Source organism: Phyllobacterium sp. CCNWLW109 (genome assembly GCF_037203905.1).
In the GTDB taxonomy this organism is placed as follows: Bacteria; Pseudomonadota; Alphaproteobacteria; order Rhizobiales; family Rhizobiaceae; genus Phyllobacterium; species Phyllobacterium ifriqiyense.
This window is the reverse complement of the sequence record NZ_JBBCBK010000005.1, coordinates 232,284-251,226: the sequence shown is the minus strand read 5'-3', so window position 1 is coordinate 251,226 and position 18,943 is coordinate 232,284. Positions and strand designations below refer to the sequence as shown.

15 protein-coding genes are annotated in these 18,943 nt (G+C 53.7%); 9 read left to right on the top strand and 6 right to left on the bottom strand.

Going from position 1 to position 18,943, the window contains the following annotated elements; translation table 11 throughout:
* The first annotated feature begins 59 nt into the window (after positions 1–59).
* The gene (gene ggt, locus V9K92_RS21375) at positions 60–1,790 is read left to right on the top strand and encodes a gamma-glutamyltransferase (RefSeq protein WP_307275976.1); all 1,731 of its coding nucleotides are present in this window, start codon (positions 60–62) and stop codon (positions 1,788–1,790) included.
* Here ggt and V9K92_RS21370 read toward each other — a convergent pair.
* Positions 1,787–2,962, bottom strand: a complete 1,176-nt coding sequence (locus tag V9K92_RS21370) for an aminotransferase (protein ID WP_337354952.1) — start codon at positions 2,960–2,962, stop codon at positions 1,787–1,789. The genes ggt and V9K92_RS21370 overlap by 4 nt on opposite strands.
* 175 nt (positions 2,963–3,137) lie before the next feature.
* Here V9K92_RS21370 and speB point away from each other — a divergent pair, with 175 nt between their 5' ends.
* Positions 3,138–4,202 carry an agmatinase gene (gene speB / locus V9K92_RS21365; RefSeq protein WP_307275523.1) on the top strand — a complete coding sequence of 355 codons (1,065 nt, stop codon included), beginning with the start codon at positions 3,138–3,140 and terminating at the stop codon, positions 4,200–4,202.
* A 9-nt stretch (positions 4,203–4,211) separates the two neighbouring features.
* Positions 4,212–5,333, top strand: a complete 1,122-nt coding sequence (locus V9K92_RS21360; protein ID WP_115053810.1) for an FAD-dependent oxidoreductase — start codon at positions 4,212–4,214, stop codon at positions 5,331–5,333.
* Here the strand turns inward: V9K92_RS21360 and V9K92_RS21355 are convergent.
* Positions 5,317–6,234: a LysR family transcriptional regulator gene (locus tag V9K92_RS21355; protein WP_115053382.1), complete on the bottom strand. Its 918-nt coding sequence runs from the start codon at positions 6,232–6,234 to the stop codon at positions 5,317–5,319. The two genes, V9K92_RS21360 and V9K92_RS21355, sit on opposite strands and share 17 nt — an antisense overlap.
* 298 nt (positions 6,235–6,532) lie before the next feature.
* Here V9K92_RS21355 and V9K92_RS21350 point away from each other — a divergent pair, with 298 nt between their 5' ends.
* From V9K92_RS21350 to V9K92_RS21325, 6 genes are read left to right on the top strand one after another with little or no spacing between them, the layout of a single operon-like run.
* Positions 6,533–7,738 (top strand): ABC transporter substrate-binding protein, encoded by a 1,206-nt coding sequence (locus tag V9K92_RS21350; RefSeq protein WP_115053809.1) that lies wholly within the window; start codon positions 6,533–6,535, stop codon positions 7,736–7,738.
* 5 nt (positions 7,739–7,743) lie between these two features.
* Positions 7,744–8,562 (top strand): ABC transporter ATP-binding protein, encoded by an 819-nt coding sequence (locus V9K92_RS21345; RefSeq protein ID WP_307275531.1) that lies wholly within the window; start codon positions 7,744–7,746, stop codon positions 8,560–8,562.
* On the top strand, positions 8,555–9,265 hold the full coding sequence (locus V9K92_RS21340; protein ID WP_115053380.1) for an ABC transporter ATP-binding protein: 711 nt from the start codon (positions 8,555–8,557) through the stop codon (positions 9,263–9,265). Before V9K92_RS21345 ends, V9K92_RS21340 begins: the two co-directional genes overlap by 8 nt.
* A gap of 1 nt (position 9,266) precedes the next feature.
* Positions 9,267–10,154, top strand: a complete 888-nt coding sequence (locus V9K92_RS21335) for a branched-chain amino acid ABC transporter permease (protein ID WP_115053379.1) — start codon at positions 9,267–9,269, stop codon at positions 10,152–10,154.
* A gap of 1 nt (position 10,155) precedes the next feature.
* The gene (locus tag V9K92_RS21330) at positions 10,156–11,136 is read left to right on the top strand and encodes a branched-chain amino acid ABC transporter permease (RefSeq protein WP_115053378.1); all 981 of its coding nucleotides are present in this window, start codon (positions 10,156–10,158) and stop codon (positions 11,134–11,136) included.
* Positions 11,137–11,138: 2 nt separating this feature from the next.
* Positions 11,139–12,731, top strand: a complete 1,593-nt coding sequence (locus V9K92_RS21325; RefSeq protein WP_337354904.1) for a GMC family oxidoreductase — start codon at positions 11,139–11,141, stop codon at positions 12,729–12,731.
* Here V9K92_RS21325 and fhuB read toward each other — a convergent pair whose 3' ends face one another.
* The 4 genes from fhuB to V9K92_RS21305 form a co-directional block, all read right to left on the bottom strand.
* A complete protein-coding gene (fhuB, locus tag V9K92_RS21320; protein ID WP_337354903.1) occupies positions 12,732–14,714 on the bottom strand; it encodes a Fe(3+)-hydroxamate ABC transporter permease FhuB in 1,983 nt (660 codons plus the stop codon).
* Positions 14,707–15,591: an iron-siderophore ABC transporter substrate-binding protein gene (locus tag V9K92_RS21315; protein WP_337354902.1), complete on the bottom strand. Its 885-nt coding sequence runs from the start codon at positions 15,589–15,591 to the stop codon at positions 14,707–14,709. The genes fhuB and V9K92_RS21315 overlap by 8 nt, the downstream gene beginning before the upstream one ends.
* A gap of 67 nt (positions 15,592–15,658) precedes the next feature.
* Positions 15,659–17,812 carry a TonB-dependent siderophore receptor gene (locus V9K92_RS21310; RefSeq protein WP_337354901.1) on the bottom strand — a complete coding sequence of 718 codons (2,154 nt, stop codon included), beginning with the start codon at positions 17,810–17,812 and terminating at the stop codon, positions 15,659–15,661.
* A 162-nt stretch (positions 17,813–17,974) separates the two neighbouring features.
* Positions 17,975–18,856 (bottom strand): helix-turn-helix domain-containing protein, encoded by an 882-nt coding sequence (locus V9K92_RS21305; protein ID WP_337354900.1) that lies wholly within the window; start codon positions 18,854–18,856, stop codon positions 17,975–17,977.
* Positions 18,857–18,943: the final 87 nt, after the last annotated feature.

Genomic DNA, 18,943 nt, shown 5'->3' with positions numbered 1-18,943 from the left:
CTGAAGAGGCTCCACTGACTTCACTCAAATCATAGGAGGAAGTCATGGATACTCGTTTCATGAAGGCAGGAGTCTTTGTCACAGCGCTCGGGCTGGCTCTTGCACCTGTGACGCAGATTTATGCCGCATCGCCGGATCCTGTTGCAGCAGAACATGGAATGGTGGTCACAGCTCAGCACCTTGCATCCGAAGTCGGCGTCGAAGTCCTCAAGAGCGGCGGAAACGCTGTCGATGCCGCAGTCGCAGTCGGGTATGCTCTGGCTGTGGTTTATCCAACCGCCGGTAATATTGGCGGCGGTGGCTTTATGACGATCCGTCTGAAGGATGGGAAGACCACTTTCCTCGACTTCCGCGAACGGGCTCCGCTTGCAGCAACCAAGACCATGTATCTCGACGATCAGGGCAACATCGTCAAAGGTCGAAGCACAAATGGCTATCTGGCTGTGGGCGTGCCCGGATCTGTCGCCGGCTTTGAAATGGCCCGGGAGAAATATGGTACGAAATCGCGCGAGGAACTTATCGGGCCAGCTATACGCTTTGCTCGCGATGGCTTTGTGCTCGACCAAGGTGACATCGCATCGCTACAAAATGGCACCAAGAAACTATCCACCGACCCGGCCGCGGCTGCAATATTCCTGAAGGCGGATGCGAAGCCTTATGCGATCGGCGAAACATTGGTTCAAGCTGATTTAGCCGCAACGCTTGCAGCGATTTCCGATAAAGGCTCCGATGCATTCTACAAAGGTCCCATTGCAGATGCCATTGTCAAAGCGAGCGGGGCCGGTGGCGGCGTTTTGGCCAAGGCTGATTTTGAACAGTACAAGGTTCGCGAGCTTGAACCTGTGAAATGCAATTATCGCGGTTATGATATTGTCTCTTCGCCGCCGCCGAGTTCAGGTGGTGTCATCATCTGCGAGATACTGAATATCCTTGAAAACTACCCTCTTGGTTATCTGGGTTACGGTTCCGCCGAAACGGTTCATGCCATGATAGAAGCAATGCGCTACGCCTATGTGGATCGCAACGCATCGCTTGGTGACCCTGATTTTGTCGATAATCCCGTCTCCAAACTGTTGGATAAAAAATACGCCAAAGATATCCGTGACAAGATCAGCCCCTATAAAGCCGGCGTGTCGAAAGAGCTGACACCAAAGGGATTCGGCGAAAGCACAGAGACGACGCATTATTCGATTGTCGATGATGAGGGCAACGCCGTTGCCGTGACTTATACCCTGAACGGTTCATTCGGCGCAGGTGTTGTTGCTGCTGGCACTGGCATATTGCTTAACAATGAAATGGACGATTTCACCTCTAAGCCCGGCGTTCCAAATCTTTACGGGTTGGTGCAGGGCGAAGCCAATGCGATTCAACCGAAGAAGACGCCTCTTTCTTCAATGAGTCCGACAATCATCTCCAAGGATGGCAAGCCCTTTATGGTCATTGGCAGTCCCGGCGGCGCGCGCATTATCACTATTACGCTCGAAGCGATCATCAATGTGATTGATCACGGGATGGACATACAAGAGGCAATAGATGCGCCGCGCATTCATCACCAGTGGTTGCCTGACCGGGTCTATATGGAGCCTTACGCGCTTTCCGGCGATACGATGAAAATTCTGACGGAAATGGGTCATAATGTCGGAATCGATCAGGACTGGACCATTTGGGGCCAAGCCGCAGGCATTCTTGTCGGCGGCAAGAGCCTTGGTGAAATTACCAAGGGCGGTGGCGCCCGATATAATGGGGCCATGGACAGCCGTTCCGGTTCCGGTTCAGCGCGCGGCTACTAGAGCCCAAATCCAGCCAACCTTCCCCGCAGCTCGCGGATGGTTTGAGCATCGGCATTGGCGAAGGCAAACCGCAGAAATGGGGTTTGCCTTTCGCCGAAATATTCGCCGGGAATGGCGAGGATTCCAGCACGTTTTGCCAATTGCTCTGCCACTATCTCTGACGCCATGCCCTCGAATGGGTGCCTGACAAATGCGAAATAGGCGCCTATCGATTCCAGTGCCCATCCGTCCAGCTCGGCCATCACGTCGCGAAGAGCTTTTGCCCGCACTTCAATTTCCAGACGGTTTCCTGCGCGCCATTCCGTCAATGCAGGCAAGGCGCGAGCGAGAGCAGCTTGTGGGGCGCGGGGCGGACATATCTGTAAATTATCCATGATTTTGGCAATTTGCTCGACCACTGCCCCACCTGCCACTATTGCGCCCAGTCTATGTCCGGGGATGCAAAAGGATTTGGAAAAACTGTAGAGCTCGATCAGATTTTCCTGCCAATCTGCTGTAGCAAATAAGCCATGCGGAGCACCGGCGCCATCTGGCAAAAAATCCCGATAGGTCTCGTCAAGAATGAGCCAAATGCCAGCGTCCCTGCAAAAATCAAAGATCACCTGCAGCCTGTCGGCAGGATAAATCGCTCCCGTCGGATTGTTCGGCGTTACAAGAGCAAGTGCACGAACATCCGGCGTCATCGCCATCTTGATGTCGTCGATAGTGGGAACAAAACCCTCCGACGCAGTGCAATTCACTTTGCCTGTTTTGATGCCAAGCATCGCCAAAGTCGTCTCGTGATTGAAATAAAATGGATCGGTCACAAGAATGGTATGGCCTGCAGAAGCGGCAACCATGGAAGCACAGACAAAGGCCTGATTGCAGCCCGACGTGATATGAATATTGCCGGCACTGATTTTTGCGTCATAGATCTCGGATACATGAGCGGCATAGGCTTCGCGTAATATTGTTTCGCCCTCGATGGGACCGTAATTGGTGTAAGCCAATGAGGACGCGGCTTCGCCAAGCCATTGCAGCATCTTCTCATGCGCCGGATAGCCCGGGACAGCTTGCGATAAATCAATCAGCGAACCCTGGCTGCCATCATAGGACTTTCCCCAGGCTTGAACTGCCGGTATCGGCGGCGGCGATAGGCGGGTTACAAGGGTATTGAGCATTGCAGCAGTCATCATTCGTTCCTGTATCGCTTCTTCCACGTCCAGCAAGTTCTTAATAGCCAATCGGATTGAAGTCATCTGTGACTATTTCGCATGACCTGTTCACAGAATGATGATTGATTTCCCTGCCACTTTAGGGTGTGCTGACCATTCTGCAACGACATGAACATTTCGGGAAGCCAGCATTATGCCATCGTGGGATGAAAACAAACTGAGCGAGTTGCGCGCCAAATATGGCGAGAGCCATGGCGGTGAGTTGTTTGATGAACGATTCCGGAAAGTAGCTGACAAAATATTTTCCAAGAGCGGCACTCGCCTTGCACCCTATGCGGGTATACCGACATTTCTCACGGCACCTTATATGCCGGTTGACGCCGTTAATCCTGACTTTGGCAATCTCCAGGTAGCCATTGTCGGCGTGCCGATGGACCTTGGCGTAACCAATCGTCCTGGTTCGCGTTTCGGCCCGCGTGCTGTTCGCACGATCGAGCGTATTGGCCCATATAATCACGTTCTGGAATGCGCACCGGTGTTTGACCTTCGCGTCGCCGATATTGGCGATGTGCCATTTGCCAGCCGTTACAGGTTGGAGCAAAGCCATGATGATATTGAACGGCGCTTCAACCAGATTGTTGATGCCGGTGTCCTGCCGCTGGCTGTCGGCGGCGATCATTCGATCAGCCACCCTATCCTGAAAGCCGTCGGCAAGAATGGCCCTGTCGGGATGATCCATATCGATGCGCATTGTGATACGGGTGGCGCGTTCGACCAGACCAAATTCCATCATGGCGGTCCATTCCGCAATGCGGTTCTGGATGGAGTTCTTGACCCGACAAGAACGATCCAGATCGGCATTCGTGGCTCTGCCGAGTATTTGTGGGAGTTTTCCTATGAGTCCGGCATGACCGTTATTCATGCAGAAGAAGTCACCGGACTGGGCATCCCGGCAATCATCGAAAAAGCCAGGTCCATAATCGGCGATGGCCCGACCTATCTGTCATTCGATATTGATAGTCTTGATCCAAGTTTTGCGCCGGGCACCGGGACGCCGGAAGTTGGTGGTTTGACGACGCGGGAAGTGCTCGAACTCATTCGAGGGTTTAAAGGCATTAATCTCGTGGGAGGCGATGTGGTTGAGGTCGCTCCGCAATATGACGCTACCACCAACACTGCACATGCGGGCGCACAAGTGCTGTTCGAAATCCTAAGTCTGATGGTTTTCAGTCCATTTGTGCAAAAGCAAAACAAGTAAGAGACAATGATGAGTGAAACTATTGAAACCGACGTCCTTGTCATCGGCGCAGGCATTGCTGGCGCTGGTGTCGCGGCCGCCTTGGCTGACACGCACAGTGTTGTTGTCGTAGAGCGCGAAAGTCAGGCCGGATATCATTCTACCGGACGGTCGGCGGCAATCTTCATTCCAAATTATGGCAATGAAGTCATTCGTGGGCTAAACCGAGCCAGTGCACCGATGTTTCACCATCGAGACACGGGCCTTTTTCCCGAACCATTGCTGACAGCGCGGGGATCATTGACGGTCGCCGATGAAGATGGCGTTGCGACATGCGAAGAATTTGTCCGAGACGGCATTGGCGTAGAAGCTATTTCTGTCGACAAAGCGCTTTCTCTGGTACCCATCCTCAGTCGCGACTACGTCAAAGCCGCCGCTTATCAAGAGGATGCACAAGATATCGACGTCAACGCTCTTCATCAGGGCTGGTTGCGCAAGGCATCGGCGCTGGGCGTCCGACTTTTTACCAATACCGAAGTCACCAGCGCCAATCGCGTTGCCGGTGGCTGGATTGTCAATGCATCCGACAAGGTTTTCAGCGCCCGGATCATTATCAACGCCGCTGGTGCCTGGGCAGATCTGACAGCCGCAATATTTGGCGCCAAGCCTCTTGGGCTAACGCCGCTGCGCCGCTCGATTGCAGTTCTACCAGCGCCCGATGGTCACGACACCCGCAATTGGCCGCTTGTCGATGATGTCAACGAAGCCTGGTATCTGAAGCCCGATGGCGGACGCATGTTTGTCTCGCCCGCCGACGAAATTCCCGTCGAGCCGCATGATGCCTATGTTGACGATATGATCCTCGCCGAAGGTCTCTATCGCTTCGAGCAGGCTGTCACCGTTCCAGTCAATCGGGTCGAGCGTAGCTGGGCAGGCCTACGCACCTTTGCGCCGGACAGGACTCCTGTCGCGGGTTTTGATGATTCGGTGGATGACTTCTTTTGGCTTGCAGGACAAGGCGGTTACGGTATCCAGACTTCGCCAGCCTTGTCGGCGCTTGCAGCAGCTTTGATCCGGGGACGCGCTCCCGACGCCAATGTGGAACCCCTGCTTTCACGCCTGTCGCCGGCTCGTTTTACGAGCCATCCATAAGCGGCTGACCGGCAAAATCGGCGGCTTGGCTTTCGAGTTCAGATTTAATGAAATTGCTCAACACTCTGATGCGCGGCGTACCTACAATATCCTCATGACAAATGAGCCAATAGTCGCGATTGAGGTGCAATTCCTTGGGAAGGACCGGAACGAGTTCGGGATAGTTGCAAGCAATGTAATAAGGCAAAATACACAAGCCAAAACCGGTGCGCGCCGCGCTAAGCTGGGCGAAAATGCTGGAGCTTTGATAGGATGCACGCAAACCCGGAAGTATCTCGCGCATATAATCGAGACCGGGCGTAAATATCATGTCCTCAATATAACCGATAAATCGGTGCTCTGAGAGATCCGCCTGTCGTTTGATTGTTGCGTGCCGCGCCAGGTAGTCTGCCGAACCGTAAACGAACAACCGATATGGCATCAGCTTTTCTTGATGATAGCGTCCTGTCCGGCTGGCGTTGAGCGTTATTGATAGGTCCGCTTCACGCCGCGACAAGGATACGATCTGCTGAATTGTCACCATTTCCACGGATAGCCCCGGGTATGATTGTGTCATCAGCGGCAAACGGTCTGCCAGAAAGAAATTGGCGAACCCCTCAAGGATGCTCAGCCGGACCACACCGCTAAGTGATACAGTTCCTCCCGATGCTTCATTCTGAAAACGCTCTGCTTCGCGCTCCATGACCTCCGCAGATTCAATCAGTTTTTCCCCAAGCGCGGTAACAATATAGCCGCGCGGATTTCGCTCAAACAGGCGGGCCGACAGCGCCTCTTCCAATCGCTCGATCCGGCGCGAAACGGTCACGTGATTTGTCCGCAGACGCCGCGCTGCTGTGGTCAATTGGCCGGTGCGGGCGACAGCCAGAAAATACTGGAGATCATCCCATGTGAACTGTCGCATTTGTGTGCAAAGCCTTCATGTACATTTTTGTACGGAATATGTGCAAAATTAGATGTTTGTGTACTTATTTGTCAATGCTAGACTTTTTTCAACAACATGGTTGCCGGTCGGGAGAAACGGCGCAATCATGGGAAGAACAATGTTCAGCAAGAATGGGCTGGATCGAGGGAGGGAACTACCAAGCGAAGGCGAGCTAATCGCTGGTTCGCGATCAGCACATGACAATTATATCCAGTTCACCAATGGCGGTCATCATTTGATGCCCAGCTAGACAATTAATCTTTGGGAGGAGAGAAGAATGAAGCTTTTAACCGTCGTAACCGCTGCTTTGATGGCAGCTACAGTGATTCCGGCAGCCAGCGCCGAAATTTCCGATGGCAAGGTCAAGATCGGCATTCTGAATGATCAGTCTGGCGTCTATGCGGATTTCGGCGGCAAATGGTCGTTTGAAGCTGCGAAGATGGCGGCTGAAGATTTTGGTGGCAAGGTTCTTGATGCACCAATTGAGATCATTTCAGCGGATCACCAGAACAAAGCCGATATTGCTTCTAACATTGCCCGCCAGTGGTACGATACAGAGCAGGTCGATTCCATCATGGAACTGACAACCTCCTCGGTGGCTCTCGCCGTTCAGGGCATCTCCAAAGAGAAAAAGAAGATCGATCTGGTTACCGGTGCTGCAACTGCGGAACTGACAGGCAAGCAATGCTCACCTTACGGCTTCCATTGGGCTTATGATACGCACGCGCTGGCCGTTGGCACTGGCGGCGCACTCGTGGGCGCTGGCGGTGATAGCTGGTTCTTCCTGACAGCTGACTATGCATTCGGCTATTCGCTGGAAGAACAGACGAGCAAATATGTTACCTCCAAGGGCGGCAAGGTCGTGGGTTCGGTCCGCCATCCTTTGGCAACCAGTGATTATTCCTCATTCCTTCTCCAGGCGCAGTCCTCGGGCGCAAAAGTCATCGGCCTCGCGAATGCCGGTCTTGATACTGCCAATGCCATCAAGCAAGCTGCTGAATTCGGCATTGTTGCAGGCGGCCAGCGCCTCGCAGCCCTACTGTTTACACTGGCGGAAGTTCACGGTCTCGGCCTCGAAGCGGCGCAGGGCCTGACCCTGACCGAAAGCTTCTATTGGGATCGTGATGATGAATCGCGTGCTTTCGGCAAGAAGTTCTTCGACCGCACCGGCCGCATGCCCAATATGATTCACGCCGCCACCTATTCCGGCGTAACGCAATATCTCAAGGCCATCCAGAAGGCAGGGACGGACGATACGGAAAAAGTCGCTGCCGCGATGCATGAAATGCCGGTCGATGACGTATTCGGACGGGGCGCGAAGGTCGGCGCGAATGGCCGCCTGATCAGCGATGTGTATTTGATGGAAGTCAAGAAGCCGGACGAAAGCAAGGCACCTTGGGATTATTACAAGGTTCTGGCCACGGTACCAGGCGACGAAGCCTATATCAAACCAGCCGAAAGCGGCTGCAATCTGGTCAAGTAGCAAGCATGACCAGTTCTGCCGCAACTGCGTTCGGGGGAGGACAATCCTCTCCCGGCACACCCGATAATCAGACGTCACGGGTGGTTCTTTCCGCCCGTGGCCTGCGCCGTGATTTCGGTGGATTTATTGCTGTCAACAATGTTGACCTTGATGTCCATCATGCCAAAGTCCATGCCTTGATCGGACCAAACGGAGCTGGCAAAACCACGGTCTTCAATCTTTTGACAAAGTTTTTGCAGCCCTCGAGCGGCACCATCATGCTGCTTGATCATGATATAACGAAAACCGATCCGGCACGTGTGGCGCGCATGGGATTGGTGCGTTCTTTTCAGATATCGGCCGTCTTTCCGCATCTGACCGTATTGGATAATGTTCGTGTCGCATTGCAGAGGCCAGGACATCTATCGACGCAATTCTGGCTTCCGATGAGCGCCCTGAACAAATTGAACGAGCGCGCCAACGAACTTATCGATGCAGTTGGTTTGACAGATGCGCGCAACAGGCTTGCGGCAGATCTTTCCTATGGCCGTAAACGAGTTCTTGAAATCGCAACGACACTAGCGCTTGACCCGAAAGTGCTGCTGCTTGATGAGCCAATGGCGGGCATGGGCCATGAGGATGTGCACATCGTTTCCGATATTATTCGTGAGGTCGCCAAGGACCGCGCCATTCTTATGGTTGAGCATAATTTGAAAGTCGTCGCGGATCTTTGCGATCAGGTCACCGTGCTTCAGCGCGGCGAAATACTGACTTCAGGCGACTACAAGACAGTCAGCCAGGATGAACGCGTGCGCGTTGCCTATATGGGGACCGAGCATGACTGACAAAAAACCTCTTCTCACAGTCCGCAATCTTCATGCCTGGTACGGTGAAGGCCATGCGTTGCATGGCATTGATCTCGATATTCATCAGGGCGAGACCGTAACCCTGCTGGGACGCAACGGCGTTGGCAAAACGACGACCTTGCGTTCAATCATGGGCATCATACGCAAGCGCACGGGTACGATTACTTTCGACGGCAAGGACATGATGCGCGTGCCGCTTCATCGCGCAGCGCATGCCGGTATTGGTTTTGTGCCGGAAGAACGCGGCATCTTCGCAACGCTATCGGTTGACGAGAATTTGAGTCTTCCGCCCGTCGTTGCCAATGGCGGGATGTCGATCGAAGAGATTTACGATCTCTTTCCAAACCTTAAAGAGCGCCGCAACAGCCCCGGCACCAAGCTTTCCGGCGGCGAACAGCAGATGCTGGCAATAGCGCGCATTCTGCGCACCGGTGTAAAACTGATCTTGCTTGACGAACCAACCGAAGGCCTCGCGCCCGTCATCATTCAACGTATAGGCGAGGTGCTCGTTACCTTGAAGCAGAGGGGAATGACAGTTTTGCTCGTTGAGCAGAACTTCCGTTTTGCCAGCAAGGTAGCGGATCGTTTTTACGTTGTTGATCACGGAAAGATCATCGACAATTTTCCGGTTCAGGAATTGCCGGATCGCATGACCATGCTCAACGAAGCATTGGGAGTTTGAAATGACAATGATCTTTGGGGTACCCCTTCAGGCTTTTCTCGGGCAATTGTTGATCGGCCTCATCAACGGCTCCTTCTATGCAATGCTCAGCCTTGGACTAGCGATCATTTTCGGCCTCCTGCGCGTCATCAATTTTGCCCACGGCGCGCAGTATATGATCGGCGCATTCGTTGGTTACCTGCTTCTTGCAGAACTCGGCATTGGTTATTGGCCAGCTTTGATACTGGCTCCCATTATTGTCGGGTTCGCTGGTGCATTCATCGAGCGCGTCGCGCTCTCGCGTCTTTATAATCTTGATCACCTCTATGGCTTGCTGTTCACCTTCGGCCTCGCGCTCGTTCTGGAAGGCATGTTCCGTTATTATTATGGCGCAGCAGGTCAGCCCTATGCCGTTCCAAGCGCTCTGACAGGTGGTTATAATCTCGGCTTCATGTTCCTGCCGAAATATCGTGGCTTTGTGGTGCTGGCATCCTTGGTTGTTTGCCTTGGAACGTGGCTGCTCATTGAAAAGACCCGACTGGGCTCACAGCTGCGGGCGGCGACAGAAAATCCAACGCTGGTCCGCGCATTCGGTATCAACGTTCCTTTGTTGCTCACCTTTACCTATGGCCTCGGCGCTGGGCTTGCCGGTCTTGCCGGAATATTGGCGGCACCAATCTATCAGGTCAGTCCGCTCATGGGATCAAACCTGATCATCATCGTGTTCGCGGTTGTTGTCGTTGGCGGCATGGGCTCCATATTGGGCGCCATCATAACCGGCTATATGCTCGGCATATTGGAGGGGCTGACAAAGGTCTTCTACCCGGAAGCCTCCAACATCGTCATCTTCGTGATCATGGCAATCGTGCTGCTTGTGCGTCCCGCAGGTCTTTTCGGAAAGGATGCATGACATGACACAATCCGCCCTCACCGCACCAAGACAAAAAAATCTGTCGTTGGAAGTTACGCTGATCGTTGCAGGCATTGCGCTTCTCGTGCTTGCGCCCTTCTTTTTCTATCCAGTTTTCCTGATGAAGGTGCTGTGCTTTGCTCTGTTTGCATGCGCTTTTAATCTCCTTCTTGGCTATACCGGCATTCTTTCGTTCGGCCACGCCGCCTTCTTTGGCGGCGCTGCCTATTTCACTGCCCATTCGGTGAAGGAGTGGGGATTTTCGCCCGAACTGGGTATTCTCGTTGGCGTTGCAGGGGCTGCGTTTCTAGGTTTGATTATCGGCTTTTTCGCCATCAGGCGTCAGGGCATCTACTCCACGATGATCACCCTCGCCCTCTCGCAGATGTTCTTCTTCTTCTGTCTGCAGGCATCATTTACACACGGCGAAGACGGCATTCAGGGCGTGCCGCGCGGCCATCTGTTCGGCTTCATCGATTTGAACCAGTCGCTGAATATGTATTTCTTCGTGCTTGCCGTCTTTTTATTGGGCATGTTCATCATCTGGCGCATCATCAATTCACCATTCGGCATGATCCTCAAATCAGTCCGGGAGAATGAGCCTCGCGCCATCTCGCTTGGTTATTCTGTCGCTCGATATAAATTGGCAGCTTTTGTCATGTCAGCGGCGCTCACGGGGCTGGCAGGCGGCATCAAGGCGATTGTTTTTCAGTTCGCAACACTGACCGATGTCAGCTGGCAAATGTCGGGTGAAGTGGTGCTCATGACCCTGCTTGGTGGGATAGGTACTTTGGTCGGCCCGGTATTTGGTGCTGCCCTCATCTCGGCGCTTGAGAACTATCTGGCAACTTCCGAATTCCCAGTCACCGTAATCACCGGCATCATCTTCATGATATGTGTCCTCGTGTTCCGCCGCGGGATTATCGGTGAGCTGTATGCTTCGCGTTTCGGCAAAAGGCTGGAAGGCAAGTCGGAAAACTGATCATGAGCGACCTCTATGATTACGTCATTGTCGGTGCCGGCACGGCGGGGTGTACCCTTGCAAACCGTCTATCGGAAAACAAAGATGTCTCCGTATTGTTGCTGGAGGCAGGCGGCAGGGATAATTATCACTGGATCCATATTCCCGTGGGCTATCTCTATTGCATCTCAAATCCGCGCACCGACTGGTGCTTTTCAACCGAGGCTGAAGCGGGATTGAACGGGCGGTCCCTCGCTTATCCTCGCGGCAAAGTTCTTGGCGGATGTTCATCCATCAACGGCATGATCTATATGCGCGGTCAGGCCCGCGATTATGATCTTTGGCGGCAGGACGGGTGCACCGGATGGGGCTGGAATGATGTGCTTCCCTATTTTAAAAAATCGGAAGATTACTATCTCGGCGCAGATGAATTTCATGGTGCAGGCGGCGAATGGCGCGTGGAAGAAGCGCGGCTTCACTGGGATATTCTGGATGCTTTCAGGGACGCGGCGGAGGCGGCGGGAATACCGCGAACCGACGATTTCAACCGCGGCGACAATGAAGGGTCTTCTTACTTCAAGGTAAATCAGAAACGTGGCATTCGCTGGAATACCTCGAAAGCATTCCTGCGACCCGCTAAGAACCGCTCCAATCTCACGGTCCAGACCGGTGCGCATGTTCGCAAGCTCATTCTTGATGGTTTGAGCGTCAAAGGCATTGAGTTCGAACAGGCTGGCATGGTGCGCACGGTGCAGTGCCGGCGAGAAGTCATTCTTTCCGCAGGCTCGGTCGGATCGCCGCAAATCCTGGAACTATCCGGCATAGGCCGAGGCGACGTTTTGCAGGCAGCCGGTATTGAGACGGTGTTGGAGCGCCGCAACGTAGGGGAGAATTTGCAGGATCATCTGCAACTGCGCTGTGCTTACAAAGTAACGGGTATTCCGACGCTTAATGAGAAGGCCAATCGGCTAATGGGGAAGGCTTCAATTGCTTTGGAATATCTTGTGCGCCAATCAGGGCCCATGTCGATGGCACCCAGTCAGCTTGGCGTATTCACCCGTTCAGATCCGTCATTCGCCACTGCCAATCTGCAATATCACGTCCAGCCACTATCGCTCGAAAAATTTGGCGAAAATGTTCACGCTTTTCCGGCTTTTACCGCGAGTGTATGCAATTTGCGCCCGGATAGCCGCGGCACTGTCCACATTAAATCGCCGGATCACCGCGCCCACCCATCCATAAGGCCGAACTACCTGACCACCGAAAGCGACCGGCAGGTCGCCGCTGACTCTATTCGCATCACGCGCAACATAGTCGCGCAAAAACCGCTGCAAAAGTTCAAGCCGGAAGAATTCAAACCGGGACCACAATATCAGACCGATGCCGAACTGTTTGAAGCTGCCGGTGCAATCGGGACCACCATCTTTCATCCGGCAGGGACATGCCGGATGGGCGCTGATCCGGACTCTGTTGTGGATCCGCAATTGCAGGTCCGCGGCATTCAAGGTCTTCGCATTGCCGATGCTTCGATCATGCCATCGATAGTTTCCGGCAACACGAACTCGCCGACAATCATGATTGCCGAAAAAGCCGCCGACATGATTATGCGCGGCTGATCAGTTTCGACCGCCTTTGCTTAGCAACCATATCAAATACGGTCCCGAAATCAGCGATGCGAACAGCCCGAGCGGCAGCTGATAGGGGAATGCCACCATGCGGGCAAGCCAATCCGATAAGACCATGAGACAAGCTCCGATCAGCATGGCTCCGATGAGACCCGTCAATGGTCTATGCAGCCCGATCAGACGCGCAAAATGCGGTGCAATCAGACCGACAAAACTCAAAGGGCCAACGAAAAGCGATGCAACTGCGGTCAGGCATGCCGATAATATGATCAATATGCCGCGGCTCATCCGAATAGGCAGCCCCGTTTCCAAACCGACAGGCCGCCCCAATGGCAGCATATCAAGCCAGCGCGTGGTGAAAACAAGCGGCAACACCAGAAGGACAAGCGCAACCAACGCCACCCACATTTCTTCCGGCAGGCGCTCTGCGGATGAACCGCTAACCCATCCGAGCAGCATGAAAGCCTGCGGGCTTCCCGTGGCAATAATTGCAGTCAATATGGCGCTGCACAAAGCACCCATCGCTATGCCGGAAAGCAAGAGGCGCTCAGGCCCAAAGCCGCTGCGCGCTGACATTGCCAGCATGAAGGCTAAAACGATAATTGAACCCGCCATGGCGCCGGCCAATAGAACAATCTGACTTGGGGCCGAAAGCAACATAAGGGGCACGGCGATCCCGACGCCCGCGCCTGTACCAACGCCCAAAATTTCGGGGCTGGCGAGAGGATTGGCGGTAACACGCTGCATGACCTGCCCTGCGGCGGCAAGCATCGCACCCGATGCTGCAGCTATCACCGTCCGCGGCCAGCGCCACGGCAAAAGATCGGCAAGGAGTTCGCCGCGCGCGATTACCCAGCCTTCCGGGCCGCGCCCCAGCACGAGTGCGATCCCGGCAGCTAAACCCGTGAGGATGACAAGCACGGCAACCGTCCATGCTGGCCTGCGTGCGCGCGGGGATGGCGCAGGTTTGGCATTGAGCGAAGGCCATTCAAACATGCGCAATCGCGGCAGCAGCCAAAGAAGCAATGGGCCTCCAAGCAGTGCTGTCGCAGCACCTGTTGGAATACGCTCGCCGCCGGAGCCAGCAGCCAGTTGCACAAACCCATCCGCCAACCAAAGCAGGATCGCGCCAACCAGCGGGGCGGCCGCCAACATTTGCCGTGGTGAGCGCGCGCCTGTCAGTCGTGCCAGAGCTGGCGCGGCCAGTCCGACAAAGCCGATAATACCAACTTCGGCAGTAACGCTTGTTGCAAGCCAGACGGCAAGTCCAATAACGAGAAAACGCGTACCATGAAGAGCTACACCAAGGTTTTTGGCGCTGGCATCATCCAGACCGAGAATGGATAACGGGCGCAGCAGAACAATGGATGCTGCACACGCAAGCAGAATTTTCCAGATAATTCCCGATACGGGCACCCAACTTTGCTGAGCCAGCGATCCCCCGCCCCAAATGAATAGTGAAAACATGTATTCGCCATTGGCAAGGATAAGTGCCGCACTTGCCGCTGTCGCGGTCAGCGAAACCATCATCCCGGCCAGAACCACGGAAACGGGTTCGAGACCGCGCTGCCATGTCAGCGACAGAATGAGCGCAACGGCGATAAGTCCGCCTGCCAGGGCAACGGCTTCTCGTCCACCTTCCATAAGCGCCGGGAAGTAAAGCATGGCTATCGCCATCGCCAGTTGCGCGCCCGCCGAAATCCCGAGGGTCGAGGGTTCTGCCAAGGGATTGCGCAATACCCTCTGGAGCAAGGCTCCCGAAAAGCCGAGCGCCGCACCACAAAGAATTGCCATTGCGCTGCGAGGCAAAATGGAATCCATCAAAATGAGCTTTTGCAATCCTGCAAATTCCGGCGCGACACGTGTGGCGAGGCTAAACTGCGCGGCGATCTGCCCGGCAAAAAGCGATGCGGCCACGATCAACAAAGTACCCCAGAGCAGCAGCCCTCTGTTAAGCGCTTTAGGCTCAATCATTGCTGGCACTGCCTGAAAAAAGCGACGAGCCCGCAAACAGTCTCGCGAAACGCCGGGCAGCGGGCAAGCCGCCGAAATGGTTGATCGGGTCAAGCGTTGCCACTCTGCCCGCCTTCACAGCGGGAAGAGCATTCCATAAACCGCTTTGCGGCAGTAGGTTTTCTGCTTCCGGCGGGACAGGCCCCACAATAAGGATCGAAGCTTCCGGCACGCCAGCGAGTGCCTCCATTCCAACGGGTGCGGCGGCGGAATAGCTGCTTTCCTGTCCCCATGCATTGGTAAAACCCAGCCGCCCGGCGACGTCGCCGAACATGCTGTCAGCCCCAAACGCCCGAAAATGCCGGGCGTCGCCAATATTGATAATGAAAAGCGGGCGGGTAGCATGATACTTCAAGCGCATCCGCAGGTCCAAGATCAGCGCCGATGTCTCTGCAACATAAGCGGCAGCTTCTTCCCTGCGGCCAAGTTTGTCACCAAGCCCCAATGCAACTTTTTCGGCAAGCCCGTAGGGCGGCGTTCCCGGCTCATAAACTGTCATTGAAAATACAGGCGCAACCTTCTCCAGGCTGGCTCGCCGGTATTCATAAAAATTGGAACTGAGAATAATGTCCGGCGCAGCCATGCGCAGCATTTCGAAGTTAGGCGTGCCACGCAATCCAAGATCAGCGACGCTTTCGGGTACATGCGGCTCGACCGCAATGGATCGAAACTGGAGAAGCTCAGTGGCAGCAACAGGGACGATGCCGATGGCAAGAGCCGTCTCCAGCATCGCCCAATCGACGATGGCGATGCGCTTTTCCTGCCCCCACGCCGACCGGTCAGGCAAAATCGCTGCCATCGATAGAGCAAGTACGGCACGTCGGTTTATGACAATCATCAAAGTACTTTGTCTGAAATCGGATCACCAGGCCATCTGGTGATCCGCAAGCAATTATAAACGACGCTCACCAGGTCATGTGAGCTTTGAGAAGCGCTTTGCGTCCCTCACCATAGGCACAGACATTTACACCCTGACAGCCTGAAACAAACTCTTTATCGAAAACATTGGTGACATTCAGATCAACGCCCCAATTGTCTTTCTTGTAGCCGATCTTCAGGTCAAGCAGAGTTACGTCCGGAACTTTAAGCGTATTGGCTTTGTCTGCGTAGCTCGAGCCTACATAACGGACACCAGCGCCGAGCGCCAGCCCTGCAAGTTTCCCGGTTGGAACCGTATATTGAGCAAAAACAGAGGCTTGAGTCTCTGGCAGAAGATATGGACGCTTGCCGATAATGCTTTCATCGGCATCATCCTTCACTTCCAGATCATAAGCGGTGAAAGCTGCTGTTACTTTCCACGCATCATTGATATTTGCCTGGGCTTCGATCTCAAAGCCGCGAGAATTTACCTCGCCTATCTGCGTTTCCTGCCGGAAGCCGCCCGTTACAACATTCTTCTTCGTAAGATCGAATAGCGACGCGGTAATTAGCCCGTCAAACCACTCAGGACGATACTTCACGCCAACTTCATATTGCTGTCCCGTTTCCGGCTTGAAAAATTCGAGATTGCCGGTAACGCCAATCTCCGGACTGAAAAAAGTTGCAATACTGGCATAGGGCGTAATGCCATTGGCGAAATCATAGGCAATACCAGCCCGTCCACTCGCCCGACCTTCATTGCCCTTATAGGTTGGAAGCCCGGTAGCTTCTGTGTCTACATAATCATAACGCCCGTTCAACGTAACCAGCCAGCCGTCGCCGAACCGCAACTGATCCTGAGCATAAATCCCGACCTGATGCTGCTTTATCACCTGATCGATATAGGGCTCTCCAAGAGAAGCTTGTGGAGCACCGTGGACCGGATCGCCTGCGCTGATCGGCGTACCGCTACCGCTTATCTGCACCTGATCGATATTAAAGTATTTATACTCAGCGCCGAACAGCAGGGTGTGTTCAATCGCACCCGTATTAACAACCCCTTCCAGCTGATTGTCGATCAGAACATTGTTTACAGTCGTATCGTGTTCGAAATCTATCCGCGACAGATTATCGGTGAGGTCTGGTTGTTCTGCAAAACCAAATGGACCACTTGCATAGCCAAATGCGTAGAGCGAGTGTTCTTTGACACTGCTATGGCCGTAGCGGGCATTTTGACGAAACGTCCAGTCATTGTCGAATTCATGCTCAAACTCGTAGCCGATCGAGGCTTGTTCTCGATCGTATCGATCAATTGACGGTTCCGTGAAATTTGATTTCGGGTCGATCTTTCCAAATTTGGTGGGTACCACGGTGCCGTAATAGGGCAGGAAACCGCCACCATCATGGGTAGCATCAAGGTGGGTATAGTTGGCGCTCAGTGTCAGCTTGGTTGCATCATCCGGCTTCCAGGTAATGCTTGGATTGATGACGCCACGAAATTCTTCGGAAGAATCCGTGTAATTGTCGCCGCCGCCAATCTTACCGTTAATGCGGTAGTCAACCGCGTCTGAAGCTTTATCGCCAATGTCAAAGCCAATATATCCGTTTCCATAGCTATTAATGCCGGTTTCGACATAACGGATACGCTCACCATTCGGTCGCTTGCTGATATAATTGACGATACCACCGGGATTGCTCCCGCCATAAAGAACAGACGCAGGGCCCTTCAAAACCTCGATGCGCTCGATCCCGAAGGAGTCGATGAGGAAGCCTCCAAAGCCATAGCTGAAGTTCTGCAGACCATCGAGATAAGTGCCCTTCGCGGTCGCATCGAAACCGCGAATGTAAATCCAGTTCGTATCATTATCGACACCGAATGGTTGCGCAAATACACCTGCGCTGTAGCGCAATGCCTCATCGATTTTCTGGGCGCCCTGCGCGTCAATCTGGTCTCGTCCAACAATCGAAACTGACTGGGGTATATCTTCAATCGACGTGCTGGTTTTTGAGCCGGTAGCGGTACGCTTTGGCACGAACCCTGTTAGCGGGCCGGTAGCGGAGCCATCCCCACCGCTTTCGATAACGATCTCATTCAAACGGATAGTAGAGTCGGCTGTTTGAGCATTCGCCGCCGACAAGGATAACAAAGCAGCCGAACTGCCCAACAATAATATAAGTGATGATTTGTATGTACTGCGCATGATAAGCCCCTGCAAATGCCCGCCAACGCGACCTGCCGGTGGATGAACCAGTCATTTATCGCGTATAATATAAGTTGAGTTCATATATCAACTTATTGCCGCAGGATTGATGCTTTCTGCTGTAATTTGAATGTTTTTGGTCCGTTATTCAGCGTGGTGGTATCAGCTACGCTCTCGCTGCCACACGGCTGGTGTCACGCCGACCAAGCGCTTGAACACGCGCGTCAGATGCGCCTGATCAGAAAAACCGGTAGCTGAGGCAACATTCGTCAAAGAGGCATTTGATTTGCTCAACAGCAATTGTACTTTCCTGATGCGCGCACTCATTTGCCATTGATGCGGTGCAACGCCCGTGGACGCTTTGAACGCGTGGCTGAAATAGGATTGGGAAAGACCGGCCAGATCAGCAAGTTCCTGCAAGCGGATATTTCGCAGGCAATGTTCCTCGATATAAGTTGTGACGGCGCGCAGTTGCCGCGGCGATAATTGACTGCGTTGACGTTTCTTTATCTCGCCAATTTGAAAAAGTTCGACAAAAAGAGCCATCGTCAAACCATCGCCATAGAGAGCGTGGAGCGGTCGCTCGCTGACACATTCGTCAGCTATCAGCCGGGAAAGAGATGCTATTTTATCATTGGAGAACATGATGCGGGGGATGGAGAGCCTGTCGCCGATGAATTCATCGGCAAAACGCCGCCGCAAAGTACCTACGTCAAGATGCAGATCCAGGTGTCGCAAATATTGTACATTCTCAAGGTGCCCCCAAATGGGCAATCCTGCTGGAATGTAACTCATGGAATGCGGTGTACATGCTTGGCTGACCCACCGGATTGCCGGGTCAAGAGACAGGTTGAAATTGCCGGAACCGGACTTGTCGAGGATGACAAACAGGCGTGGGTCTTCGGAGACATATTCACCATTGGCGTCGGGATCACACCTGACAGACCAGACATCGGCGATCACGCCAGTCCAGGAACGCCACTTGAGTTCCTCAACCAGCGAAATACCTTCTACCCGGCTTGTCATGCGTGGATGGAATGTCATTTCGGCCCCTAGAGCAATTCCAGCAAAAGTGTGAAGCGGTTTTGCATCTGGAATTGCGTAGTTACAAAGATTTAGGTCGCTGTATCA